Source organism: Olleya sp. UBA1516 (genome assembly GCF_002323495.1).
Lineage (GTDB): Bacteria > Bacteroidota > Bacteroidia > Flavobacteriales > Flavobacteriaceae > Olleya.
On record NZ_DCQO01000022.1, the window covers coordinates 84,410 to 110,209 of the forward strand.

Annotated in this window: 22 protein-coding genes; 10 read left to right on the top strand and 12 right to left on the bottom strand. The window is 31.3% G+C overall.

The window, feature by feature from the left end:
• Nucleotides 1-21 precede the first annotated feature (21 nt).
• From B2989_RS14625 to B2989_RS14635, 3 genes are read left to right on the top strand one after another with little or no spacing between them, the layout of a single operon-like run.
• Nucleotides 22-246 (top strand): hypothetical protein, encoded by a 225-nt coding sequence (locus B2989_RS14625; RefSeq protein ID WP_292949918.1) that lies wholly within the window; start codon nucleotides 22-24, stop codon nucleotides 244-246.
• Complete coding sequence (locus B2989_RS14630; protein WP_292949920.1) at nucleotides 239-691, top strand: tRNA (cytidine(34)-2'-O)-methyltransferase; 453 nt, start codon at nucleotides 239-241, stop codon at nucleotides 689-691. Before B2989_RS14625 ends, B2989_RS14630 begins: the two co-directional genes overlap by 8 nt.
• Before the next feature lie 3 nt (nucleotides 692-694).
• The gene (locus tag B2989_RS14635) at nucleotides 695-1,609 is read left to right on the top strand and encodes a YitT family protein (protein ID WP_292949922.1); all 915 of its coding nucleotides are present in this window, start codon (nucleotides 695-697) and stop codon (nucleotides 1,607-1,609) included.
• 3 nt (nucleotides 1,610-1,612) lie between these two features.
• Here B2989_RS14635 and B2989_RS14640 read toward each other — a convergent pair whose 3' ends face one another.
• The 4 genes from B2989_RS14640 to B2989_RS14655 all read right to left on the bottom strand — a co-directional run bounded on the left by B2989_RS14640 (nucleotide 1,613) and on the right by B2989_RS14655 (nucleotide 4,913).
• Complete coding sequence (locus tag B2989_RS14640; RefSeq protein ID WP_028283691.1) at nucleotides 1,613-1,837, bottom strand: VF530 family DNA-binding protein; 225 nt, start codon at nucleotides 1,835-1,837, stop codon at nucleotides 1,613-1,615.
• A complete protein-coding gene (locus tag B2989_RS14645; protein ID WP_292949925.1) occupies nucleotides 1,837-2,052 on the bottom strand; it encodes a DUF6500 family protein in 216 nt (71 codons plus the stop codon). The genes B2989_RS14640 and B2989_RS14645 overlap by 1 nt, the downstream gene beginning before the upstream one ends.
• A gap of 13 nt (nucleotides 2,053-2,065) precedes the next feature.
• Complete coding sequence (locus B2989_RS14650; protein WP_292949927.1) at nucleotides 2,066-3,364, bottom strand: DEAD/DEAH box helicase; 1,299 nt, start codon at nucleotides 3,362-3,364, stop codon at nucleotides 2,066-2,068.
• Nucleotides 3,365-3,557: 193 nt separating this feature from the next.
• Nucleotides 3,558-4,913, bottom strand: coding sequence for a UDP-N-acetylmuramate--L-alanine ligase (locus tag B2989_RS14655; protein ID WP_292949929.1), 1,356 nt, complete (start codon nucleotides 4,911-4,913; stop codon nucleotides 3,558-3,560).
• 159 nt (nucleotides 4,914-5,072) lie between these two features.
• On the opposite strand from B2989_RS14655, the gene B2989_RS14660 reads away from it, so the two are divergent.
• Entirely contained in the window at nucleotides 5,073-5,819 is a 747-nt protein-coding gene (locus tag B2989_RS14660) for a hypothetical protein (protein WP_292949931.1), read from the top strand.
• A gap of 2 nt (nucleotides 5,820-5,821) precedes the next feature.
• On the opposite strand, the gene B2989_RS14665 is transcribed toward B2989_RS14660, so the two are convergent.
• Nucleotides 5,822-6,766, bottom strand: coding sequence for a tetratricopeptide repeat protein (locus tag B2989_RS14665; protein ID WP_292949933.1), 945 nt, complete (start codon nucleotides 6,764-6,766; stop codon nucleotides 5,822-5,824).
• Between the two features lie 174 nt (nucleotides 6,767-6,940).
• On the opposite strand from B2989_RS14665, the gene B2989_RS14670 reads away from it, so the two are divergent.
• The 5 genes from B2989_RS14670 to B2989_RS14690 all read left to right on the top strand — a co-directional run bounded on the left by B2989_RS14670 (nucleotide 6,941) and on the right by B2989_RS14690 (nucleotide 17,354).
• Nucleotides 6,941-13,477, top strand: a complete 6,537-nt coding sequence (locus B2989_RS14670) for an alpha-2-macroglobulin family protein (protein WP_292949935.1) — start codon at nucleotides 6,941-6,943, stop codon at nucleotides 13,475-13,477.
• Between the two features lie 200 nt (nucleotides 13,478-13,677).
• On the top strand, nucleotides 13,678-15,249 hold the full coding sequence (locus B2989_RS14675) for a hypothetical protein (protein ID WP_292949937.1): 1,572 nt from the start codon (nucleotides 13,678-13,680) through the stop codon (nucleotides 15,247-15,249).
• A gap of 95 nt (nucleotides 15,250-15,344) precedes the next feature.
• On the top strand, nucleotides 15,345-15,599 hold the full coding sequence (locus tag B2989_RS14680; protein WP_145002772.1) for an autorepressor SdpR family transcription factor: 255 nt from the start codon (nucleotides 15,345-15,347) through the stop codon (nucleotides 15,597-15,599).
• 4 nt (nucleotides 15,600-15,603) lie between these two features.
• Nucleotides 15,604-16,242, top strand: a complete 639-nt coding sequence (locus tag B2989_RS14685) for an SdpI family protein (RefSeq protein WP_292949940.1) — start codon at nucleotides 15,604-15,606, stop codon at nucleotides 16,240-16,242.
• 5 nt (nucleotides 16,243-16,247) lie between these two features.
• Nucleotides 16,248-17,354 carry an alpha/beta hydrolase family protein gene (locus B2989_RS14690; RefSeq protein WP_292949942.1) on the top strand — a complete coding sequence of 369 codons (1,107 nt, stop codon included), beginning with the start codon at nucleotides 16,248-16,250 and terminating at the stop codon, nucleotides 17,352-17,354.
• A 375-nt stretch (nucleotides 17,355-17,729) separates the two neighbouring features.
• Here the strand turns inward: B2989_RS14690 and obgE are convergent, their stop codons facing one another.
• Both obgE and B2989_RS14700 read right to left on the bottom strand, forming a co-directional pair.
• Nucleotides 17,730-18,725, bottom strand: coding sequence for a GTPase ObgE (obgE, locus tag B2989_RS14695; protein WP_292949944.1), 996 nt, complete (start codon nucleotides 18,723-18,725; stop codon nucleotides 17,730-17,732).
• A 77-nt stretch (nucleotides 18,726-18,802) separates the two neighbouring features.
• On the bottom strand, nucleotides 18,803-19,918 hold the full coding sequence (locus B2989_RS14700) for an adenylate kinase (RefSeq protein WP_145002784.1): 1,116 nt from the start codon (nucleotides 19,916-19,918) through the stop codon (nucleotides 18,803-18,805).
• Nucleotides 19,919-20,038: 120 nt separating this feature from the next.
• Here B2989_RS14700 and B2989_RS14705 point away from each other — a divergent pair, with 120 nt between their 5' ends.
• Nucleotides 20,039-21,193, top strand: coding sequence for a 5-(carboxyamino)imidazole ribonucleotide synthase (locus B2989_RS14705; RefSeq protein WP_292949947.1), 1,155 nt, complete (start codon nucleotides 20,039-20,041; stop codon nucleotides 21,191-21,193).
• Here the strand turns inward: B2989_RS14705 and B2989_RS14710 are convergent, their stop codons facing one another.
• From B2989_RS14710 to B2989_RS14730, 5 genes are all read right to left on the bottom strand, one after another.
• Nucleotides 21,194-22,618, bottom strand: a complete 1,425-nt coding sequence (locus tag B2989_RS14710) for a LytR/AlgR family response regulator transcription factor (RefSeq protein ID WP_292949949.1) — start codon at nucleotides 22,616-22,618, stop codon at nucleotides 21,194-21,196.
• Complete coding sequence (locus B2989_RS14715) at nucleotides 22,619-22,993, bottom strand: hypothetical protein (protein ID WP_292949951.1); 375 nt, start codon at nucleotides 22,991-22,993, stop codon at nucleotides 22,619-22,621.
• A 143-nt stretch (nucleotides 22,994-23,136) separates the two neighbouring features.
• The gene (locus B2989_RS14720; RefSeq protein ID WP_292949953.1) at nucleotides 23,137-23,643 is read right to left on the bottom strand and encodes a hypothetical protein; all 507 of its coding nucleotides are present in this window, start codon (nucleotides 23,641-23,643) and stop codon (nucleotides 23,137-23,139) included.
• 6 nt (nucleotides 23,644-23,649) lie between these two features.
• Nucleotides 23,650-25,221 carry a hypothetical protein gene (locus B2989_RS14725; protein ID WP_292949955.1) on the bottom strand — a complete coding sequence of 524 codons (1,572 nt, stop codon included), beginning with the start codon at nucleotides 25,219-25,221 and terminating at the stop codon, nucleotides 23,650-23,652.
• Nucleotides 25,222-25,225: 4 nt separating this feature from the next.
• Complete coding sequence (locus B2989_RS14730) at nucleotides 25,226-25,669, bottom strand: hypothetical protein (RefSeq protein WP_292949957.1); 444 nt, start codon at nucleotides 25,667-25,669, stop codon at nucleotides 25,226-25,228.
• Nucleotides 25,670-25,800 lie beyond the last annotated feature (131 nt).

Consider the following 25,800-nt stretch of genomic DNA (forward strand, 5'->3'; position numbering starts at 1 on the left):
GGCATTTTTTTATTCAATTTCATGAAACTACTCAACGACTTTAGACTAATTGTACTACTCTGTTTAACCCTAGGTTTAGCGCCTTTTTTTCCAGAACCTCATATCTGGGGAAAATTACAATGGATTGCAGGTGGTTCAAAAGGTATGCAACTTAAAGATTGGTTTGATGTACTTTTACATGGATTCCCTTGGATACTTTTAGTTAGAGTAATAATTGTTAAATTAACTACCAAATCCAATGCTTAACATTGTTTTAATAGAGCCAGAAATACCAAATAACACAGGGAATATTGGCAGATTAGCACTAGCTTCCGGAAGCACATTACACTTAGTAAAACCTTTTGGTTTTGAGCTAAGTGATAAACGTTTAAAACGTGCTGGATTAGATTACTGGAAACATTTAAACGTCGTGATGTACGACTCGGTTGATGACTTTTTTAAGACTAATAAAGACGCAGATTTTGCGTTTTTTTCCAGTCATGGAACAAAATCACATTGGGACATTCCTTTTAAAGACAATCAATTTTTAGTTTTCGGGAAAGAGTCCGTTGGACTAGGAAGCACTATAATAGAAAAGCACAAAACATCATTATATAAAATCCCGCTGTATAGTGAGCATATAAGAAGTTTAAACTTAGCAAATTCTGTTGGGATTGTTGTGTATGAAGGCTTAAGAAAACTACAAAAATAACTTATGGATTCAAAAAGAAGTAAAATAATTAAATCACTGTCAGAATATGCTCAAATTGCACTTGGTATTATATTGGCTAGTATTGGATTAAAAGCTTTCTTACTTCCAAACCGTTTCTTGGATGGTGGTGTAACTGGAATAGCATTATTAATAAGTAGACTAGTTGATATAAACATATCTTTATTATTAGTTGTGCTAAGTATTCCGTTTTTAATTATTGGTTATTTTACGGTTTCAAGACGCATTATTTTAAAGTCTGTTATTAGTATAATTGGATTAGCACTATTTATTCATTTTGAAAATTTCGAAATAATTACAGAAGATAAGTTTTTAATATCCATTTTTGGTGGTCTGTTTTTAGGAGCAGGAATTGGAATAGCCATTAGAAATGGATCTGTTTTAGATGGATCAGAAATTTTAGGTGTTTTTATTAACGACCGATTTGGAATAAGTATTGGAAAAGTCATCCTACTTTTTAATGTCATATTGTTTACAATTACAGCTTTTGTTATTTCAAAAGAAATAGCCATGTATTCTATACTTACTTACATTGTAACTGCTAAAGTAACTGATATGGTTATTGAAGGTTTTGAAGACTTTATAGGTGTATCCATTGTATCTAAAGATTACCAAAAGATTAAAGTCGCAATTATTAAAGAGCTTGGTGCTGGAATGACCATTTACAAAGGAAAAAAAGGGTTTGTAAATAAAAATGAAAACGAAGAATTAGATATTATTCATACGATTATTAACCGTATTGATATCAAAAAAATGTACCGCATTATATCTGATATAGATGATGATGCTTTTATTGTCGAGTTTGATGTAAACAACGTAAAAGGTGGCGTTTTAAGACGCTATTTAGACCGAAAAAAGGGAGAAAAATTAGCAAACTTTTTGTCTCAAAATCCTTTTTAATAACTATTTGTTTTTTTTCAAATAGCTTAAATACATATTTTCTACCTTAGTCCTAGCCCAAGGTGTACGACGCAAAAATTTAAGACTAGATTTAATAGAAGGATTATCTGTAAAGCATTTAATTTTCACAACATGACCCATATATTCCCATCCATAATGTGATTGTAAATCCGTTATGATTTGTTCTAACTTAATTCCGTGTAAAGGATTATTCTTTTGTGTTTCCACTAACTATTTTCTATTAAGCTTTTAATTTTGACTGCTTTTTCAAAATGATCTAATTGGTGTGTTTGTATCCACCAAGTTGCTGCTTCCATTAATAACTTTGGATTATCATTTTTATTTTTAAAAAAAGCATAAAAAGAGACACCAACAGTGTCTCCTTTTTGAGCTATTTTTTTATTACAAACTTCAATTATTTTATCTTTTAAAGCAATAGTCATAACTTGTAATTAATTAACGTCTACTGTCGTTGTTTCTACTTTTAGTTCTTGACCTATTACGACCACCTGAATTAGATGACGTATTACTTTTAGATTTGCCTTTTTCGCCTTTAGGCTTATTATTTCTAGGTTGTTGTCTTCTATTTTGACCTGGTTTAATTGGTGCAGTTGATGCGTTTGGATCAGGCTCAAAACCTTCCAGAATCTCTACTGGTAGTTTCATACCAATTAACTTTTCTATATCGCGTAAAAAAGTAGTTTCATCTGCACTTACTAAACTAATGGCCTCTCCATTTGCTCCTGCACGACCTGTACGACCAATACGATGTACATAATCTTCAGAGATATTAGGAATTTCAAAGTTAATAACGTGTGGTAATAATGGTATGTCTAGTCCACGTGCAGCAATATCTGTTGCTACTAATACACTAACGCTTCCGCTTTTAAAACCAGCTAAAGCTTTTGTTCGTGCACCTTGACTTTTATTACCATGTATTGCAGCTGCTTTAATACCAGCTTTAATCATTTTTTCTACTAACTTATTTGCACCATGCTTAGTACGCGTAAAAACTAATACTTGCTTCCAATTACCATCTGTAATTAACTTAATAATTAAGTCGGTTTTTTTTCCTTTAGCTACTCTAAAAATCTTTTGTGTAATTGCTTCTACAGTCGTGTTTTCTGGTGTAGCTTCAACTTGGACAGGACGATTTAAAATCCCGTTTGCTAATTTTCTAATATCTTTAGAAAACGTTGCAGAAAACATTAAGTTTTGTCTCTTATCAGGCATAAGTTTCATGACACGTTCTATATCGCGCAAAAAACCCATATCTAACATGCGGTCTGCTTCATCTAAAACAAAAATCTCAACACGTTTTAAAGACAATAATCCTTGGCTTTCTAAATCAATTAAACGACCTGGAGTTGCTACTAATACATCAACACCTTGACGGATGGTTGCCGCTTGAGGCTTTTGATTAACTCCTCCAAAAATTACTGCACTACGCAAGTTTAAAAACTCACTATACTCTTTTACATTAGCATAAACTTGTGCTGCTAACTCACGCGTTGGCGTTAAAATTAAAGCACGAATAGGTCTATATTTTTCTTTCGGGTTTTCCGATAGAATATGTAATAATGGTAGTGTAAAACCAGCTGTTTTTCCTGTTCCAGTTTGGGCAGATGCTAAAACATCATGACCTTGTAATACTGGTGGAATTGCTTTTGCTTGAATTGGACTTGGTGTAGTGTACCCTTTTTTACTAATTGCTTTTAGTAAGGCTTCGGATAGGCCTAAAGATTGAAATGACATAAATACTGTTTATTGAGATAAACACTATTTAGTTAGGCTACCTCTTTTAATTTAATGCAAAGGTACTGCTAAATTATGGTTTTAATATTTTTATTAGGTTTTGTTTGTGTTTTAGTGGATTTACAACACTTAAAACAAAATCAAAATAGACTTACTTTATATACCTAAACAACAAAGTAAGTCTATCTAAACTTTACTTTATCAATCCTTTAACCTCATCAAAATCTAAACCACCATAATTTCCAGAACTCATTAATAACAAGGCTTTGTTATCAAAATTTTGTTTAAAGACAAAGTCTTTAAACGCTTCTGCATTAGTGTAAATAATTAGATCCTCACGTTGAAAAGCGTTGGCTATTTGCTCATGAGATACTGTATCTAATTTTTTAATTTCTACAGCATGTGGACTATAAAACACTACTGCTACATCTGCAGCATCTAATGCGCCTTTATATTCTTTTAAAAATTCGGCATTTAAACTACTATAAGTATGCAACTCTAAACAAGCCACTAACGTACGGTTTTGATATTGCTCTTTAACAGCATTAGTAGTCGCCTCAACTTTACTTGGTGAGTGCGCAAAATCTTTAAAGGCAACGCTAGTTTTACTTTCGGCAATTTTCTCTAAACGTTTACTTGCGCCTTTAAAAGTAGAAATGGCTTCGTAAAAATCGTCTTCATCAATTCCCATATGTTGACAAATCCACTTAGCACCTGCTAAATTATTTAAGTTATGTTTACCAAAAATTTCAATTGGCATTGGACCTTCAGGAGTTTCTAATAACGTTTCGCCATCTTCCACTGTATACTCTGGTGTATGGTAAGCAATCTTACGTATTGGATTTGCAGATGCTTCAACTACGCGCTTAACCTCTACGTCTTCCTCGTTATAATTTATGCTTCCTCCTTTTACAATACTATCTACAAAAATGCTAAACTGCTCTACATAATTTTCATAGGTAGGAAACACGTTAATATGGTCCCAAGCAATTCCGCTTAACAAAGCAATATTTGGTTTGTATAAATGAAATTTTGGTCTCCTATGAATTGGGCTACTCAAATACTCATCACCTTCCAACACAATAAAGTCGTTATCGTCTGTTAATTTTACCATAACATCAAATCCTTCTAATTGTGCACCAACCATGTAATCCACATCACGATCATGGTAATGCATGACGTGTAAAATCATGGATGTTATTGTGGTTTTACCATGACTTCCACCAATAACTACTCTAGTTTTATGCTTAGATTGTTCATACAAAAACTCTGGATAGCTATAAATTTTTAATCCTAAATCTTGTGCTTTTAGCAACTCAGGATTATCCGCTTTAGCATGCATACCTAAAACTATGGCATCCAGATTATCACTAATTTTTTCCGGAAACCAACCAAATTGTTCTGGCAATAATCCCTTTGCTTCTAATCTAGATTTAGAGGGCTCAAAAATGGTATCATCACTTCCTGTAATTTGGCAACCTTTGTTATATAATGCTAACGCTAAATTGTGCATTGCGCTTCCGCCAATAGCTATAAAATGTACTTTCATTATCCTTATTTTGTAGAGTACTCAAAGATAGTGATTGCCAACAAAAATCACGGATTGCAAATGCCCTTTTTAATATCTTTTTTTAATTACTTATGGCAAATTAATTTGTGGTTAAATGATATTAAGGGTATTATTGTTTAATAATTTTAAATATACCCTATGACTTCGGAGACGTTTAGTACCTTGATAAATAATGATAAAGCATTACACTTACTTTTAAATGAGAATGAAATTACGGGTTTTTCGGATTTTTCAAAAATTGATTTTGCTGATGAAGCTTTTAAAACATATATCGAAGACCAATATATTGAAAGCTTTAAAACTATTTACAATACCTATGCAGTACAATCTACTAACGCTGCAAAAACAAATGCTTTTTTAAGGTCTACCCAATTTTTAGCCACAAAAAAAGCAATTGAGGTTATTGCAATCCAGTACCATCCAGAACTAGTTAAAACTTTAGACGTTTTAAAACATGCTAAAGAAACAGTAGATAAAAAGCCAGAAAATTTTAACGTTCCGTTGGTTAAAAATGCTCTAAACGTTACTATTTTAAATATCTGTAATCGTTTGGACAGCTCTGAAATTATAAAAAAAGATAAAAATCAACTTATTGCATATTGCTTATATATCTGTGATGTTTTAGAAGACATTAGTCCTAAACATTATAAAGATATTTATGTTGCTAGAGAGGACATTTTAAAATATCTTCAGAAAATAGATAGCTATTCTCCTTCAGAAAGCCACATTTACTTAGCTTCAAAAAAAGGTAAAGATAACGCAACATTTAGAGGTCAAAAGCCAATATTAGAGAAAAAAGTTAAAAAGCGTGGCGTTGGTTATTACGCCTTAATCGCTTTAGGTATTGCCTATTTTTTATTTAAACTATTTAGACGCATGGGATAAATTTACAATCCTTGCTTAAACGTTTTAAATACATCAATACTTGGTAATTCGGCTATAGCCAAATCAATATATTTTTTAGCATTTGTCACGTCTTGCTTATGCTTATATATTTGCGCTAATCTGTAATTTGCCCAAGCTTTTGGAACACCATCTTTAGCCGAATAATTTTGAATATAAACTATTAAACAACGCTCTCCTTTATCCAATTGCACGTTATAATCTGCACACACCTTACCTATTTGGTAATGCAAACTGTTGCGTTGGTGTTTTATTTGAGCTGCTTCTAAATTAGAGACTGCTTTTTCTGGTTGCTTTTCTTTTTCGTAAAGCGCTGTTAACTTATCGTAGCACGTTAAAGAGCCTCCAACTTTTATTGCTTTCAGGTAATATTCTTCTGCTAATTCTGGCTCATCGTCATATTCATAAATATAACCTTTAGCTAAATAGCCATCTACTTTAGATAAGTTTTCAAGCTCATTTGCATACTTAAAGGACTTACTTTTACTTCCACCAATAATACCTGGTAATTGCATGTATAACTCTACTAAAGCCCAACGTGCTTCAATATGATTTGGATCTAATTCAGCAGCTTTTAAAAAAGACGATTTTACGTCTCCTATAATTCCTAAAGCAGATATTTTGCTTACAGATAAGGCTTTCATCCCTAAAGCGCCTCCTAATTTATAATGGTAGTTTGCTGTATTAGGTTTAGTATTTACTAGCTTTTTATATTCTGCTGCAGCTTCATCCCATTTTTTTTGATGACCATACGCATCACCTAACAACTCAATAGCTTCTAGATTTGCAGAATGATAATTTACATACGCAGATAATTCCTGTTCTGCTTTAGCAAATTGTTTACTATCAATATAAGTCTTCCCTTTCTCTATTGAGGTCTGAGCAAAAATAGTTAACGGTAATAATAAGGTTACTAAAAATGATTTCATATTGAATGTTAAAGGTTTACAAAAATAGTATTCTCTTGGTATTGTTTTTGATTAATTTGGTTAAATATTATTTAACTTTAAATTTATCACGCGTCACTCATTGAAACGTTTACTTTACACATTTATGCTATTAAAATCGTAAAAAGCAAAGTAACTTGTTTAAAAATTAATAAAATGAAACATATATTATCGCTATTAATGGTATTACTTTTTGCAACGTCCCACTCACAAACCAACAACTATTCCAAACTTTGGGAAACTGTAGAAAATCACGAAATTAATGGTCTTCCAAAAAGTGCGCTAGAAGTTGTTAATACCATACACGACAAAGCCTTAGCAGAAAATAACACAGAGCAACGTATAAAAGTTTTACTGTTTAAAAGCAAGTTTGCATTATTGCTAGAGGAAAATGCACAACTTAGCATTATCAACGATTTTAAAGCAGAAATTGCTAAAACAGAAGCGCCTACAAAAAACGTACTTGAAAACATGTTGGCAACGTTGTATTGGCAATACTTTCAGCAAAACAGATATCAATTTTATAGACGCACAAAAACTGCACAAAAAGCAGATACTATTGATTTTAGAACTTGGGATTTAGAAACGCTTTTTACAGAAATCCAAACACTTTTTGATAGCTCATTACAAAATGGATTAATACTTCAACAAACGCCAACACTTCAATTTGAAGCTATAATTACTAAAGGAAAAGACGCTGAAATTTACAGACCAACTTTATTTGACTTTTTAAGTCATTATGCTTTAGAATTTTATAAAACACCAGAAAACAGAATTACACAACCAGCCTATAAATTTAATATTGATGATGATCAATTTTTAACGGACTCCAAACAGTTTTCTGACTTAAAAATCACCTCTAAAGATTCGACATCATTACAATTACAAGCTTTAAAAGTATATCAGGATTTAATTAAATTTCACTTAAAAAATAAAACACCTTATGCCTTAACGGAATTAAATACTGAGCGTTTAGACTACATCTACTACAATGCCACTTTTGAAAATAAAGACGAAATATATTTAAAAGCACTACAAACCGAAGCTGAAAATCATAAAAACCATGAAGTTTCTGGGCTGTACCTTTTTAAAATTGCCACGCTTTATAACACACAAGGTTATAACTATGATAAGGACACAAATGCTGATGTAAGATTTAAAATTAAAGAGGCTTTAGCCATTTGCAAACAAGTTACTGCTAAGTTTCCTGATAGTAAAGGTGCTGGCTTATGCAATGCTTTACAAGCTCAAATTGTAGAGCCCAATTTAACCATTCAAACCGAACAAAATATACCAATTAATACGTATTCGCGTTTTTTAATTAGCTATAAAAACATTCAAAACTTAACCTTTAACGCTTATATAATAAGTAAAAAACAATACGATGCGTATTTAAAACTATATAAAGAGGAAGATAAAAAAGACTTTATCAAAAAGCTAAGTTCAACAAAAACTTGGTCGTCTACCTTAAAGGATGAAAATGATTACCAACAACACACCATTGAAACTTTAGTACCTCAATTAGATAATGGATTATATCTTATTGTAGGACAAACTACAGATTTAAAATCAGATTTTTTTGCAACAGCCTTAACCCAAGTAACTGATATAGCTATTGTAAACTACCAAGATAATAATCAAGATTTTTTCCAAGTCATTAATCGTAATAACGGAGCACCATTAGCAAACACAAAAGTAGACCTTGACTATACCTACCGTAACGAGAAAATACACACTAAAACCACAACCACTGACTCAAAAGGTATTATTGCTTTAAGCAAAACCAATAATTATAATCGCAGTAATATTAATTTAACGGTAAAATCTAATGATGATACTGCCTATTTTGGCAGCTATTACATGTATAATTATAAACGTAGTCGTGAAGATAATGACACCAATTATCAAGCTTTAATTTTTACCGATCGTAGTATTTACAGACCATCCCAAACCGTTTACTTTAAAGCAATTGCTTTAAAAAACAAAAACAACAAAACTGAGGTATATACTAATAAAAAAATACAAGTCATTTTATATAATACTAATGGTGAAAAAGCAAGCACATTAGATTTAATTACTAACGATTTTGGATCTGTTTCAGGCGAGTTTATTTTACCTAACGATGGATTAACAGGTAATTATAGCATACAAATTAACGATGTGGATCTTTATGGTCAGACTTCTATTTCGGTTGAAGAATATAAGCGTCCTAAATTTGAAACCAATTTTAATACCATTACCGAAACGTTTAAAGTTAATGATAGCATTACTGTAAAAGGTGAAGCTATTGCTTTTGCAGGTAGTAAAATCACAGATGCAAAAGTCGTATATCGTGTCGTTAGAAACGTACAATATCCTGCTTGGTACAGATGGTATAGACCAAGTTATACTAGTGAATCGCAAGAAATAACACATGGCGAAACAACAACAAATGCAGATGGTAATTATGAGCTTGTATTTAAAGCTATTCCAGACGAAAAAGTTGATAAATCTGGCTTACCAATTTTTAGTTATAAAGTCACAGCAGACGTTACAGACATTAATGGCGAAACTAGAAGCACCTCAACAATTGTAAAAGTAGGATATCATGCCTTAACAGCGACTATTGACATTGGGTCTACCCTTGACAAAACAAAAAAAGACAATCAAATTACTATTACTACACAAAACTTAAATGGTCAATTTGTAGCAGCCAAAGGAACTTTAAAAATTTACAAATTACAAGCTCCTGATAATGTGTTAAGACCACGACCATGGAGCATTCCGGATTATGAAGGTTTTACCAAAACAGAATTTAAAAACTACTTTCCGCATGATGCTTACACCAATGAGGATAATCCAGAACATTGGGAAAAAGGCGACTTAGTTTTATCCAAAACGTTTGACACAGAAAAATCTAAAACTATCGACTTAAAAAACACCAAAAAATGGCTATCTGGAGCCTACATTTTAGAACTAGAAACTAAAGACAAGTTTGGTCAAGAGGTTAAGGATATTGCTAAAACCATGTTGTTTTCAGACAAGGATAAAACCCTTGCAGACCAGCAATTAATTACAGTTACAACAGATAAAACCAGTTATAATGTTGGTGACAAAGCAATTTTAACCTTTGCAAGCGCTGCCAAAAACATAACTGTTACAGTTAGTATAGAACGTGATTATCAAATCACAAAAAACTATACTGTTACTTTAAACCAAAACAAAAAAACGATAAGTATACCTATTGACAAAAACGATTTAGGCGGTTTTGGTGTTCATTATAGTTTGGCAGCATTTAACAGTTACTCAGATGGTAGTCTAACCATAAATGTGCCTTATCCTCAAACAGACTTAGAGATTGAAACACTTACGTTTAGAGACAAACTTCAACCAGGAACAGACGAAACTTGGAGCTTTAAAGTTAAAGGAACAAAAGGCGAAAAAATTGCATCCGAGTTTTTAGCTAGCATGTATGATGCGTCTCTTGATCAGTTTAAATCACACAACTGGAATTACTCACCATTTAAATCGCTAACCTATTACACATCTTTTAGAAAAAATAATGGGAAAAGTTTTGGCGTAACCCATTTTAGAGTGGATAGGGTTTATGAATACCATAGTTTTAATAATTTAAAAAGCTTTGATCAATTTAATTATTTTGGGTTTTCTATTAATAATAACGGTTGGTTTTATAACAATTACATCAATTCACTTCGAGTAAGCAAAACTAGAACCTCTTACGATGGTAATGTAAAAGATGGTTATGTAAAAGGAACCGTAATTGACGAGAACGGATTACCATTACCCACTGCTGCAATTGCAGTTAAAGGTAGTACAGAAAGTACAACGACTGACTTTGATGGTAACTTTATTATCAAAGCAAAAACTGGCGCTATTTTAACTTTTAGTTATGTTGGCTATGGAACTATCCAAAAAACCATTGGAGTTGATAACGTCATTAACATATCCCTAAAACCTGACAACGCTTTAGATGAAGTGGTTATTACTGCATTAGGTGTTGAGAGAAAGGCTGATGAACTTACAGGGGCAACTGAAAATGAATTTGACTATTATAGAGGAAATGATTACACAAAGAAAGCTTTAAATGAAGATGGCACTGTAAAAAAAATCACTCTTAGAGGAAATAGATCCTTAACTGGTGACAAAGCAGCGTTAATTGTAGTTGATGGTGTGATAATGTCTGCAGACCAAGTTAGTAATCTTGATCTAAATTCTATAGTAAACACACAAGTATTAAAAGGTGCAGGTGGAACTGCCTTATATGGATCTCAAGGTGCCAATGGTGTAATAATTATCACAACAAAAAAAGGTGTAACAGAAGATTTCTCTCAAGTTAAAGCAAGAACAAATTTACAAGAAACCGCTTTTTTCTTTCCGCAATTAGCTACAGATAAAGATGGTAATGTGTCCTTTAACTTTACAACACCAGAAGCATTAACTAGATGGAATCTTAATGTGTTTGCACATGACAAACAAGGTAATTATGCTCAAAACACACTGCAAACAGTAACCCAAAAAGACTTGATGGTATTACCAAATGTGCCACGTTTTTTGCGTCAAGGTGACCAAATACAGATTAGCACAAAAATTGCAAATCTTAGTACAAAGGATTTAACAGGTACAGCAGTGCTTCAGTTGTTTGATGCATTGACTGGAAAAGCTATAGATTCGGAATTAGCCAATACTTTAAACCAGCAATCGTTTTCCGCGAAAGCAAAAGGAAATACACAAGTCACATGGACGCTGTCCATTCCGGATAACGTTAGTGCTATTCAATATAAAATATTAGCAAAATCTGGTGATTTTAGCGATGGTGAACAAAATGCCTTACCTGTTTTAACCAATAGAATGTTGGTGACTGAAACCCTTCCAATGTGGATTAAAAGCAACCAAACCAAAACTTTTACTTTGGATAAGTTAAAGACCAATACGTCGGCTACTTTAAAGCATCACAAATTAACATTAGAGATGACTAGCAATCCTGCTTGGTACGCTATACAAGCATTACCCTATTTAATGGAATATCCATATGAGTGTAATGAGCAAACCTTTAGTAGATTTTATGCTAATGCCTTAGCTAGCCATATTGTTAATAGTAATCCACGTGTCAAAGAGGTGTTTAACCAATGGAAAAATACAGAGGCGTTATTGAGTAATCTAGAAAAAAACGAAGAGTTAAAATCTATTTTAATACAAGAAACACCTTGGTTACGTGATGCACAGTCAGAGACAGAACAGAAAAAACGTATTGCTTTACTGTTTGATTTTAATAAAATGAATAATGAGTTAACACGTGCTAAAACAAAATTAAAAAACAACCAAATGTCAAATGGTGGTTGGTCTTGGTTTGGAGATTATCGTGTTAACCGTTACATCACACAACATATTATTACAGGGTTTGGACATCTTAAAAAATTAAATGTAATTGATGACAAAGATGAAGACATTACAAATATGGTGAAAAATGCATTACAGTATTTGGATGATGAATTTGAAAAAGAAAACAACGACTTAACAAAATATAGTAATACTATAGATTACACCAAGGATCATTTAAGTTATACGCAGTTACATTATTTATACATGCGAAGCTTTTTTCCAGAATTTAAACTGTCTAAAAAACAACAAGAAATACACAACTATTACTTGTCACAAATTAGAAATTATTGGTTACAGCGTCCATTATATGCTAAAGGAATGATGGCTTTAATAATGAAACGTAATGACGATACGACAACAGCTAAAGCCATTTTAAAATCGGTTAGCGAAAACAGTATTACGTCTGACGAATTAGGTATGTATTGGAAAGAAAACACAAACTCTTACTATTGGTATCAAGCATCCATTGAAACACAAGCCTTAATGATTGAAGCTTTTGCTGAAGCTGGTACAATACTACAAACCGAAGCTAAAAACATTGAAACGATTGATAACCTTAAAATATGGTTACTTAAAAACAAACAGACCAACCAATGGAAAACAACAAAAGCAACCACAGATGCTGTCTATGCTTTATTATTACAAGGTAACGATTGGCTAAGTGTAACAGAAATGGTTGATGTGGTTTTAGGTGGCGAAAAAATAACACCCGCTACTTTAGAAGATGTAAAAGTAGAAGCTGGAACTGGCTATTACAAAACCTCTTGGTCAGGAACGGAAATTACTCCTAAAATGGCTGAGGTCAAACTTACCAAAAAAGGAAATGGCATTGCTTGGGGAAGTTTATACTGGCAATATTTTGAGGATTTAGATAAGATTACATCAGCAGAAACGCCTTTAAAACTAAAAAAACAATTATACTTAAAAACTAATACAGATACTGGTGAAGTCATTACTGCTATTACTAAAAACACGAAACTTAAAGTTGGAGATTTAGTAAGAGTCCGTATAGAATTACGTAGTGATCGCGCTATGGAATTTGTACACATGAAAGATATGCGTGCTGCAGGATTAGAACCTATTAATGTACTTAGCCAATATAAAAACCAAGATGGTTTAGGATATTACGAAGCGACTAAAGATGCATCTACCAACTTCTTTTTTGACTATTTACCAAAAGGTGTTTTTGTCTTTGAATATGATTTACGCGTTAATAATGCTGGTAATATGAGTAATGGTATTACAACTATACAAAGTATGTATGCTCCAGAATTTAGTAGCCATAGTGAAGGTGTACGTATTGAGGTCGAATAAATTTAGCTTAACTAAATAAAAAAGCTTTCAATAATTTGAAAGCTTTTTTTATACACATAACTCACTTAACCACAATAAACTACAGTGTACAAAAAATGATTTAGGCATTTAACCAACCTACTTTGGATTATAAAAAATGGATATAATAGTTTGCAAAAGGGTTAAAAATTATATTTTTAGGCCAAACTAAACTAACCATAATGAAAAAATCAGTATTACTTATTGCTTTGCTTTTTGCATTTTCAATAAGCGCACAAACCGTGTCTTTAACTAAAAGTGAAATTTTTAAAGACTCCAAAAAAAACAGTTCTCTAGTCTTTTCTTTAGAAGATGATAATGGAGGACTAATTACTATCAGATCTTTTATAGGTGGCTTTATACCTAAACTAAAAGGGTATTACATTCAGCACTTTGACGCTAAATTAAAGTTAATCAAAGAGGTTGAATATGAGGTAGACAATAATTTTATTCAAAATGCTTTTATTAAAGATGGACAATTGCATATCATAGAATTTGACCACGACAAAAAAGCAGATAAAATCGTATTTAATGTGGTGTCTTCTAATCTTAAAGACCTAAAATTTAGCAAAAAAGAACTGTTATCCTTCTCTGAAGACAACATGCAAAAGTATTTTGGAATAGGCATTTTTCCCATTTTTATAAATAACTTTTCTCAAATGGATGGAAACCATATGGGAGAAGTAATTATGTCTAAAAACAATGCGTTTTTTGCTATCAACTTTGACTTTAATAATAAAGATAAAGAGACCCACAAAATATTTGTTTTCAACACTAATTTTGAAAGTGTATATGATAAATTAATAGAAAAAGATATTAAGGACAAATTGTTTGAATACAATAGTATTGATGTCGATGACAAAGACGGAACCGTTTACTTTTTAGGTAAAGCTTTTGAAAACAACTCTAGAAAATCTAAGAAAAAAGGCGAAGCTAATTACCACTTTGAATTGCTAAAAGTAAATGCAAATGGGCAAAAAACAACAGCGTTTAAAAAGGCAGATAAATTTATCTCGTCAATGGAGTTAATCAAAACAGAGGACAGGTTATCTTGTGTTGGTTTTTACGGAGTTAAAGATCAAGGTAATTATAATGGTGTTTGTTTGTTTAATTTAAATCCAGATACGCTTGCTATGGAGACTGAAAAATTTACACCTTTCTCTGATGAGTTTATGACAGATAAATATGGTAATAAAGAAAACAGAAAAAAAAGAAAACAGAAAAAGGGTATTAAAAACATAGATTTTAAAGGCATTTTTACAATGGATAATGGTGACATTATTGTAAACGCAGAAGAGTTTTTTATTACCACACATACTTCCATGAATGGAAGTGGTGGAATGTCTACTTATACCATTTATCATTTTAATGATATTATGAGCGTTAGATTAGATAAAGATGGAGGCTTAAAATGGGCTAGAAACATCAACAAAGCACAAACAGGGCTTACTAATAGCTCTTACACTTCAATTCCAGTAGGAGAAACAACTTACTTTTTTATAAACTGTTCTGACAATATTAAAAAACTTAGTGCAGACCGTATTGCTTTTAAACAAACTAAAGCTAAAAAGTCTAATCTTTACATGATATCTATTGATCAAAATGGTGCTTTTGATTTTGAAAAATTAATCGACGATAAAGACTCTAAAGTCTATTACAAGGTTAATGATGGTGTTGTAAACCTTAATGATCGCACAGTTATTTTACCAGGTAAAAAGAAAAAAAATACACGAATTTTAAAAATTAAGTTTTAATTTTTTTAAAAGATGCAGATTAAAAGCTTCCACTCTAGGAAGCTTTTTTTTGCTATTTAAAATAATATTTAGATATTTGTCTAAATACCTAATTAGTGAATTTATTATTTAAAGCATTAAACGACGACACAAGACGTCAAATTTTAGAACTTTTAAAAGAAGATAATCTTACAGCAGGTCAAATTGCTGACGCCTTTAATATTAGCAAACCTAGCATATCACATCATTTAGACATTTTAAAACGTGCCGATTTAGTAACCAGTGAAAAAAAAGGTCAGTTTGTAGAATATGCCATAAATACAACCATCCTAGAAGATGTACTCCAATGGATTATAACTTTAAAACAATAGAATTATGAATCTTAAAAAAGAATTTCCGTATATATTATTAATAGCTTTGCCTTTTATATATTTAGCTTACATCTGGAATGCATTACCACAAACAGTACCAATCCACTGGAATGCTAGCGGAGAAATTGATGGTTATAATAGTAAAAACACGTTACTATTAATTCCATTTATGTTACCTGTTTTAGTTTATATTATTATGACTATTGCACCCAAAATTGATCCAAAAAATAAGATTGCTACAATGGGAAAAAAGTATGAGCAATTAAAATTTTTCTTAGTCTTGTTTATGTCTGTACTAGCCTTATTTATAATTTACAGCTCAAAAACACAAAGCTTTTCTAGCCCAAACATTATATATATACTACTAGGATTATTATTTGCTGGTCTTGGTAATTTTATGAAAACGGTAAAACCAAATTACTTTATTGGTATCAAAACACCTTGGACTTTAGAAAACGAAACTGTCTGGAAAAAAACACATCTTTTAGGTGGTAAAATATGGTTTGTTGGTGGTTTACTAATTGTTTGCATGAGTTTAATCTTTAAAGCACAAACAGCTGCTACGTTGTTTGTCATAATTGCAGTATTAATTACCATAATACCATTAGTGCATTCTTATATTGAATTTAAAAAAATAAAATAGTTATTATGAAGTATTTAAATAATCTATCACTTGCGCTATTTTTATTATTTACATGTTTGACAGTTGCACAAACCGAAAAACCACAAACTCCAAAAGCACCTTTTGATTATATAATTGAAGACGTTACTTTTATTAACACAGCAGCAGACAGCATAGTATTAGCTGGTACGTTAACGTTACCAAAAGCTATAGTCAATCCTCCTGTTGCCATTTTAATTAATGGATCTGGAGCACATGATAGAGATTGCAACATCATGGGTCACAAATCCTTTTGGGTAATTGCAGATTATTTAACTAACAGCGGAATTGCTGTTTTACGTTATGACGAACGTGGTACAGCACAATCCCAAGGTGATTTTAGTACAGCTACCACCTTTGATTTAGCTAAAGATGTTGAAGCTGGTATTAATTTTTTAAAATCACGCACAGATATTGATGCATCAAAAATTGGATTAATTGGTCATAGCGAAGGCGGATTAATTGCACCAATAGTAGCATCTACCAATACAAACGTTGCTTTTATTGTCATGCTTGCTGGTACAGGTGTTAATGGACAAGAAGTACTACAGTCACAAAGCAAAAAAATTGCAGAATTACAAGGGACTACTAAAGAAGGTATTGCATTTAATCACCAATTAACATCTATAGCTTATGATGCTTTACATTCTGAAACTGAAATGGATAAACAAAAAGCTGCTATAACCTTAGCTTTAGAAAACTATAAAAAACAATTAGAAGCAGATCAAAGTCCGTTTGCGGTTTATGTAAATAATATAGTAATTAAGCAATTAACTTCACAATTAACTAATCCTTGGCTTTATGCGTTTATTACATTAGACCCTAAAGCATATTTAGAAAAAGTAACTTGTCCTGTTTTGGTCCTTAACGGAACTAAAGATGTACAAGTATTACCAGAGATAAATTTACCTGCCATTAAAAAACACCTTGAGACTGCTAAGAATAATGATGTAACTGTACACGAAATTGAAGGTTTAAATCATTTATTTCAAACTGCAAAAACGGGAAACATTAATGAGTATGCTAAAATTGAGGAAACTTTTTCTCCTGTTGCTTTAAAATTAATATCAGATTGGATTCATGCTAGATTTTAGTGACTATTAATTTTGCATCATAGCACAAAACCCATTTTAGGATTCTAAAATTTATTTGCCATTTTGCTTAATAACAAAAACATTGCAATGGTTATTGTTATTAATAGGATAAACTCGAATTGCGGAAATTGTTTGGAAATTAGTCCTGCAACCAAAAGGCTAATAAAAAAACGAATGGCTAAATTTTTAATTATATTCATTAAATAATTACTATTCGTTTAAAGTATACTTAGCTGTTATGGTAATGGTTGGCTTTGCGTTAAGGATGGAAATGACATCCTTTTTTTGCTGCCATATATGGCAAAAAAAGATATAATGGACAGCCTGACCCACTTTTGCTACTTAAAAGCAAAAGTGGGTAACGCCCAAAATAATTTAGTTAAGCATTTTCCATAGTGTGTCTTTCAACTCGGTTAAACCTTGTTGTGCTACACTTGATATAAATTGGTAAGGAATTGGAAGTGTTTTATCCAATTCGGTTTTCAGTTCTGCTTTAAGCTCGTCGTCCAACATGTCTGCCTTAGAGATGGCAATCATACGATCTTTGTCTAACATTTCTGGATTGTAACGTCTTAACTCGTCCAACAAAATCTCATACTGTGCCTTAATATCTGGCGCATCTGCTGGTATTAAAAATAGTAAAATCGAGTTACGCTCTATGTGACGTAAAAAGTAATACCCTAATCCTTTACCTTCTGCTGCACCTTCAATAATCCCAGGAATATCAGCCATTACAAAGGTTTGAAAGTCTCTGTATTTTACAATTCCTAGGTTAGGTTTAAGAGTTGTAAACTCGTAATCTGCAATTTTTGGTTTTGCTGAGGTTACTACAGATAGTAATGTGGATTTTCCTGCATTTGGAAATCCAACTAAACCTACATCTGCTAAAACTTTAAGTTCTAGGGTTATAAATTTTTCTTCTAATGGTATTCCTGGTTGTGCATATCGTGGTGTTTGGTTAGTAGATGTTTTAAAGTGCCAGTTACCTAGACCACCTTTTCCACCTTCTGCCACAATACGCTCTTCTCCATCCTCAGTGATTTCAAAAAGGATTTCGTTAGTTTCTGTATCTCTAACGACAGTACCTAAAGGTACGTCTGCGTACATGTCTTCTCCATCTTCTCCAGAGCTTCTACTTTTACTACCATGTCCACCATGTCCTGCTCTAATATGTCTTTTAAATTTTAGATGCAATAGTGTCCAAAGGTTAGAGTTACCTCTTAATATAACGTGTCCTCCACGTCCACCATCTCCTCCATCTGGTCCACCTTTTGTAATAAATTTTTCGCGATGTAAATGCACAGATCCTTTTCCTCCGTTCCCAGAAGAGACATGCATTTTTACGTAGTCTACAAAATTTCCCTCAGTCATAATTTAGTTAAAAAGTTAAAACGTTAATAGTTAAAAGTTTTCACTAATACTTATTAACTCAAACACGTTTGTTTGTATTACAATTTGTCAATTACAGTGTTTAAGCGTTTGGTAATATCTTCTATACCACCAATACCATCTACTCCAAAATATTTATTTTGTGCTGCGTAGTAGTCTTTTAAAATTGCAGTTTCGTTATAATAAACTTTAATTCTGTTTCTAATAATAGCCTCGTCAGAGTCGTCTTTTCTTCCACTAGTTTTACCACGTTCTAACAAACGTTGTACTAACACCTCATCCTCTACTTCTAAAGCTACCATTGCGCTAACTTCAGAGTCTTTATCTGACATAATTTTATCTAATGCTATCGCTTGCGTTTCGTTTCTTGGAAAACCATCAAAAATAAATCCTTTAGCTCCAGCATTACGCTCTACCTCTGCCTCTAACATATCTATAGTTACTTGATCTGGTACTAAATGACCTTTGTCCATGTAAGACTTAGCCAACGTACCTAATGCAGTTTCGTTTTTGATATTGTATCTAAATACATCTCCTGTAGATATATGGACTAGATCATATTTTTCTTTTAAAAAATTAGCTTGCGTTCCTTTTCCTGCTCCTGGAGGTCCAAATAGCACTAAATTAGTCATGTGTTGTGTTGTTTTTAGTTGGTATACTGCTGGTAAATCGCGACCTAACCCATCATAATCTAGACCGTAGCCTACTATAAATTTATTAGGAATCTCTATACCAACATAGTGTAATTTAAAGTCTTTTTTATAAGCTTCCGGTTTGTAAAACAGTGTTGCGATTAACAATTGTTTTACGTTTTCGGATTTAAAAATGCGGTGTACTTCTTCTAACGTGTTTCCTGTATCAATAATATCTTCTAGGATAACTACAGTGCGTCCTGTTAAATCTTGTGTTAAACCAATTAAGCGTTGTATATCCTCTGTAGATTTTACACCTTCATAAGAGGCAAGCTTTATAAAAGTTACCTCACATGGTTTTGGATATTTTTTCACAAAATCACTTACAATCATAAACGATCCATTTAAAATCCCAACAAAAACTGGGACTTCGTCTCCTAAATCGTGAGCGACTTGATTAGCCATTCTTGTTACAGCGTCATCCAATTCTTGTTCAGAAATAAATGGTTTAAACTGTTTGTCGTGAAGCGTAATAGTTTGCATTTTATAAATTTAAAGCGCAAATATACGCATTTGTGACTGCTTAACAGATATTTGAATTCGATTTTTAGGTCCTGTTTTGGTTTTAAAATGTATTTTTGTGGCTAACACGATTTATGACCAATGAATTATTTTTCTTCAGACTTTAAATTAGGTATTTTAGGTGGTGGCCAATTAGGCAAAATGCTACTTTATAATACTAGAAAATTTGATATTTACACTTGTATTTTAGATAATAGTAATGAGGCACCAAGTCGTATGGCTTGTAATGAGTTTACTAAAGGTGACTTGATGGATTTTGATACTGTTTATAATTTTGGTAAACAGGTCAACGTCTTAACCATCGAGATTGAAAATGTAAATGTCGCTGCACTTGAAAAATTAGAGAATGAAGGTATAACCGTTTACCCATCGTCAAAAACATTAAGACGCATACAAAATAAAGCGACTCAAAAATTATTTTATCAAGACCATAATTTACCAACTGCACCTTTTAGCAGGTTTGCTTATGTGTCTGAGATTGAAGATGCTATTGATAATGGTGGTTTAAACTTACCATTTGTATGGAAAGCTGCACAATTTGGTTATGATGGTAATGGTGTGAAAATAGTAAGATCCATTGCGGATTTAAAAGATTTGCCTAAAGGCGAATGCATAGCAGAACAATTAATTCCGTTTAAAAATGAATTAGCTGTAATTGTTGCTAGAAGTGCTAATGGCGAAATGAAAACCTATCCTGTGGTAGAAATGGAGTTTCATCCAGAAGCTAACCAAGTAGAATATGTTATTTGTCCTGCAAGAATAAGTGCAGAAGTTGCTAAAAAAGCGCAAGATATTGCATTAAAAACATCTGAAGCTTTTAATCACGTTGGTTTATTAGCTGTTGAGTTATTTCAAACCGAAGATGATAAAATACTAATTAACGAAGTTGCACCAAGACCACATAATTCTGGTCACCAAACGATTGAAGGGAGTTATACGTCTCAATTTGAGCAACATATTCGTGCTATTTTAGGATTACCTTTAGGTAAAACTGAGAATAAAGTGGCAAGTGTTATGGTTAATCTTGTTGGTGCTGAAGGCTATACAGGTCAAGTACACTACAAAAACATAGAATCTATAATGGCTATGAATGGTGTGACACCTCATATTTATGGTAAAAAAGAAACGCGACCATTTAGAAAAATGGGTCATGTTACCATTGTAGATGAGGACTTAAATACAGCACGTCAAATTGCTGAAAAGGTTAAAAATAGTATTGAAGTGATAAGTTTATAACTAAAATTTAAACCCACGAGAAAGCGGAATATCTTGACCATTTGTCATAATAACCTCCATGCTATTATACTGCTTGATATAATTTTTATTAATTATATAAGAGCGATGACATTTAACAAAGTTAGGTGGTAATTGTTTTTCAATTTCCGAAATTTTACCTCTTACAAATTCCTTTTTGGAAGTCGTGTAAAGGTTAAGATAATGCCCATCAGATTTGACGTAAATTAATGCTTCAAGATAAACTTTGGATTTGTTTTTAAGTAAAATAAAGTCATTAGTAACGATAGACTTTACGGTTTCTAACTCGTGTTTTGTCTTTTTATTTTCTATACTTAGAGATTGATTTTCTTTATTTAGCAGCTTTTTTGTTTTGTCTGATTTTTTCCATCGTACAAAAGAATAAAGCGCTAACAAAAACACTAAAAACAATAAAACACTATAGACTATTTTGTTAGTATTAAATGTCTTTTTAAAAGATGACAACTCCTCTATTTTTTTATCTTTTTCTTTAGTTTGGTAGGCAACGTCAATCTCGTAAAAATTACTATTTTTACTAAAATCACTTATTATATTATCTAACTTATAATACAAATCATCTTGGTGTTTTAAATTTACAGAATCTTTTAACCCATAGTAGGCATTACCTTTATTACTTGCTATAATTCTGGCTATTTTGATATTGTATTTGCTATTAGGTATACTTTCTATTTGATCAAAGTAACTTAATGCTTTTGTATAATTTTTCTGTTTATTTTCATTTACTCCAAGATTAATAAGACAATACACTTGTCTCAGATAATCTTTATTTTGTTTAGCCAAGTCTAAGGCATGAAATAAATTACTTTCTGCAATCTTAAAATTATTTATTTTGGTGTTTAGGTTACCTTCATTTAATAAAATCACAGACCTAAACGTGCTGTTTGATTGGTAATAATTTGTTTTTTTTATACCATTAATTATTTCTTTTGCTTTGCCTAATTTTAAGCTATCAATAAAATAGTCTTTAAATCGTTCGTTTTCTATTTTAGCTAACCATTGATCGTTAGTTCCCTTAATGGTTCGTTGTTTTAAAAGTTCTAGAAAGTAGCGTCTATCTTTGTTATAATTATGCTTACTAGACTCGGTTGTGTGTAACGAGAATAGTAACTCATTAAAAGCATCGTCGGATAACGTTAGCTTTTTAAATTCTTTATCAAAAACCTTATAATAAGCTGCATAAGCAGAATCCTCGCAGTTAATTCTTTTATAAATTTCGGCAATTTCAAGCTGCTTTTTAGGATTAAAAGAACGTCCTATTTGTTGTTGTTTTAAAGACACTATTTGTTGTAATTCTTTCTCATAAAAATACTCGTATGAAATAGAATCTTGTGGATTTTGTTGCGCTAAAACAAATTGTGCGAATAGTATGAAAATTAGTTTTTTCAATTAATTAGAACAACTTATCACTCCAACTACTCCTCCATTACCAGACTCTCTAGGCTCCTCAAAATTCACACTATTGTTTTTAGGATTGAAAAGTGCATTATCGTTATAAAGCGCTATATCAACGTCCATTCCTTCCTTTAAATCTTTATTGACAAATGTGCTATTAATTGTTTTTTTGATATTACCACCAACACCTATTCTACTTCCATCAACTGTTTCAATAAAAAGCACTAGGTGTCTTTGATTTTTACTGTCTAAAAAAGTAATATACTCTTTACAGTTTATATCAACTTCGACTGGGATATTCAGTTCAATTGTAAAATTAACATCACTATCTTTTAAACATACTTCTACTTTTGCTTTAAATTGAGTCATTTTTTTAGTTTTGATGGTTAGATTTTAAATATAATAAATATTTGCTTTTTTATCACGCTTGTGACTTATTTACAATATTTTAACTACACTTTTGAGGTAACAACAGTACTTTTTAATTATAACCCAATTAGTACTATGCTTTATTAATAACAAGGCAGATTAAAGTCAAAATCTAAATGACTTATTTTTATAATTTTCTTTTCTCTGTTGTTATGATTTGTGTTATTAAACACTGCCATAGCATTTGTTATACCACGTTTAGCATCACTATAATTTTCTGAAGCTGTATCATTTTTTTTATTAAAAAAATAACACATGTGTGTAAAACCGCTTAAACCACCATAATTGACAAACTTATTAGCGCCTTTAATTGTACCTGCATAATTAGCTTCTATGTAAGCTTCAAAATCTTCATTAAACTTAAAAGAATCAGATTTTTCAACACTATTACATAATTTGATAGCATCTGTAATAAATAAGTATTCTGTATTATCCTTAACATATATTTTCATTCCGTAAAACGCTGTAATTTCTTTTTGACTGTCAGTCCACGGAAACATGGCACTACCTGTCTCTTGCTTAGATTGTGCGATGCTAGCAAAACTTAAAGTAAGTATAAATAATGTTGCAAATAGTTTAATAGTTTTCATAGTTAATTATTTTGATTTTGTGTATATTTCAAAAGGTATTCCAACGCGTAATCTGGCGGTAAAATCGTTGTTTATTTTAGTATTGTAAATAGCATTGTCAAAACCGATATCAATACCTAGTACAACACCTTTACCTTCTTTTCCTGTCGCTTTAAAAATTGGTCCTACTAAAGCTGTAAAATTGTTTTTATAAAAAACATTTTCGGGTTTATTTATTAAGTAATTATGGCTAAGATTTAAATTTATTCCAAACTTTTGGTTTGATCCAAAAAACATAGCTCCATAAGCACTAAAACTTCCATAAGTAAGTGTTTTATCTATTGCATTAAAATCACCTTTTAACGTGTTCTCTTCACTATTACTTTCATCAATTACATTTTGGTTTTCATCTATTTTAGGTGTTCCGTTTAATAAATTAGAACTTAAAAATGATCCACTATGCAATGCTGTTCCCGCTTTAAAAAACATTAAATTTCTCCTACTTTTTTTAGTAAAATTATAATTAATCTGTGTAGAGAGTTTTAATTTATTTTGAGATTTATCAAACTTTAAACTATCATTTAAGGCTACATATAATGTATTATCGATATTAGCTTCTTCAAACTTATAGGTTGCATTAGTTAAAGTAAAATCTCCATCAAACCAATGCAATGAATAACCATAAGTAATGTCATGTTTTTTATCAAAAGCTGTTAACTCTTCAATAATATAATCTATAGCTTTATTAAACGCAGTACTTCCTGATTTTTCTAACTCGTTTAAAGCTCTTTGGTTTTCCAAAATAAATACAGTATCAGGTAAAACGTCTGGATTATAAAGTAACTTATTGTAGTAATCCGTTAAAGTAAAATTTGGATTCACATTTTTAAACACAGAATTAAATGTCTCTATTTCATTTTTAATAGCATTTAAACTATCTTTTTTGTGATAATAAGTTGCTTTACTTTTATCTAATTCACTAATTAAAGATTCAATTGATTCTAATTTTTTAGCATAGGATATCTTAATCTTTATTAAAGAATCAACAAATTTTAATCGCTTTAAGCTAACTTTTTCTGCTTCATTATCAATATAAGAAGTCGAAGAGTTTTGACGCTTATAAATGTAACCCAAGGTTGCACCAACACCACTACTCCAAGTATTATCATCATACAAGTTAAATGGAGATGATGATCCCTTTGCATGAATACCTACTTTTAAGAAATGACTATATGATGCACTTATTTTAGAAATACTATTAACAGACACTGTTTCTTTAGAGTCATTTTTTTGGTAACCTATAGCAGATCCATTTGAAGCTACATCCGAATTAGCAAGTACAACTGTATTAAATATTTTATTAATATTTTCATTTAACAATTGAGGTTGTATAGCAATACCGTTAGAGTTTTTACCAAAATCATATTCTGAAACTTTAAAAAGTAACAGTTTTTCATATGTAGAAACAACAGTATTGGTAAGTGGTATTTTATATAATTTTACATTTTCGATAGGTGTATTATTATTGTCTTGCGCAAAAGCAAAAGCACCATAAAAGAAAATAAATGATATTAGATTTAGTATTTTTAGCTCTTTCATCTTCCTAAAATTTAATATCATCAAAGGTTGTATCTCTATTAGCATATCCTAATTTTAATAAATGCTTTACTGCTCTTACAGTTTTAGGAATAGCGCTACTAAATAAAAAGTAATTTCTATAAAAAGTTTCATCATCAGAACCTACACAAGTGATAGATTCTGTTTTAAATTTCACTTTAACATAATTTTTTTCTTTATGGTCAGTTATCGTATACTCTTTATTCATATTGACAGAATATTTTAAGACACCATTTTCAACATCAAAAAATATTTCAATAGCATTTTTAGACTCATTATAAGCTATGTTTTTATACTTCCAATCACTCATACAAGGCAAGTCGGTTATATTAGCATTTAAATAACTAAGTGTTTGCTCCATTGTAGGTTCTTGTCCAATTGCAGCTGTAATAGTAAAAAGCGTTAATCCTATTAAAATTATTTTTTTCATTTTTCTTGTTTTAAGGTTGATAGTTATTTATTGTAGTGTGTTAGATTTAATTATGGTGTGACATTTGGTTTTGGCGATTTCTAAAAGAAATTTTAGAATCAGATTTTTAACTATTTTAAATAAAACCCAAT

Excerpts from the sequence above, each read along its gene's own strand:
- B2989_RS14655 (WP_292949929.1), bottom strand. The coding sequence starts at position 4,913 with ATGAAAGTACATTTTATAGCTATTGGCGGAAGCGCAATGCACAATTTA.
- B2989_RS14730 (WP_292949957.1), bottom strand. The coding sequence starts at position 25,669 with ATGAAAAAAATAATTTTAATAGGATTAACGCTTTTTACTATTACAGCT.
- B2989_RS14725 (WP_292949955.1), bottom strand. The coding sequence starts at position 25,221 with ATGAAAGAGCTAAAAATACTAAATCTAATATCATTTATTTTCTTTTAT.
- B2989_RS14715 (WP_292949951.1), bottom strand. The coding sequence starts at position 22,993 with ATGACTCAATTTAAAGCAAAAGTAGAAGTATGTTTAAAAGATAGTGAT.
- B2989_RS14625 (WP_292949918.1), top strand. The coding sequence starts at position 22 with ATGAAACTACTCAACGACTTTAGACTAATTGTACTACTCTGTTTAACC.
- B2989_RS14720 (WP_292949953.1), bottom strand. The coding sequence starts at position 23,643 with ATGAAAACTATTAAACTATTTGCAACATTATTTATACTTACTTTAAGT.
- B2989_RS14690 (WP_292949942.1), top strand. The coding sequence starts at position 16,248 with ATGAAGTATTTAAATAATCTATCACTTGCGCTATTTTTATTATTTACA.
- B2989_RS14685 (WP_292949940.1), top strand. The coding sequence starts at position 15,604 with ATGAATCTTAAAAAAGAATTTCCGTATATATTATTAATAGCTTTGCCT.
- B2989_RS14665 (WP_292949933.1), bottom strand. The coding sequence starts at position 6,766 with ATGAAATCATTTTTAGTAACCTTATTATTACCGTTAACTATTTTTGCT.
- B2989_RS14705 (WP_292949947.1), top strand. The coding sequence starts at position 20,039 with ATGAATTATTTTTCTTCAGACTTTAAATTAGGTATTTTAGGTGGTGGC.
- B2989_RS14670 (WP_292949935.1), top strand. The coding sequence starts at position 6,941 with ATGAAACATATATTATCGCTATTAATGGTATTACTTTTTGCAACGTCC.
- obgE (WP_292949944.1), bottom strand. The coding sequence starts at position 18,725 with ATGACTGAGGGAAATTTTGTAGACTACGTAAAAATGCATGTCTCTTCT.
- B2989_RS14675 (WP_292949937.1), top strand. The coding sequence starts at position 13,678 with ATGAAAAAATCAGTATTACTTATTGCTTTGCTTTTTGCATTTTCAATA.
- B2989_RS14630 (WP_292949920.1), top strand. The coding sequence starts at position 239 with ATGCTTAACATTGTTTTAATAGAGCCAGAAATACCAAATAACACAGGG.
- B2989_RS14700 (WP_145002784.1), bottom strand. The coding sequence starts at position 19,918 with ATGCAAACTATTACGCTTCACGACAAACAGTTTAAACCATTTATTTCT.
- B2989_RS14645 (WP_292949925.1), bottom strand. The coding sequence starts at position 2,052 with ATGACTATTGCTTTAAAAGATAAAATAATTGAAGTTTGTAATAAAAAA.
- B2989_RS14650 (WP_292949927.1), bottom strand. The coding sequence starts at position 3,364 with ATGTCATTTCAATCTTTAGGCCTATCCGAAGCCTTACTAAAAGCAATT.
- B2989_RS14660 (WP_292949931.1), top strand. The coding sequence starts at position 5,073 with ATGACTTCGGAGACGTTTAGTACCTTGATAAATAATGATAAAGCATTA.
- B2989_RS14635 (WP_292949922.1), top strand. The coding sequence starts at position 695 with ATGGATTCAAAAAGAAGTAAAATAATTAAATCACTGTCAGAATATGCT.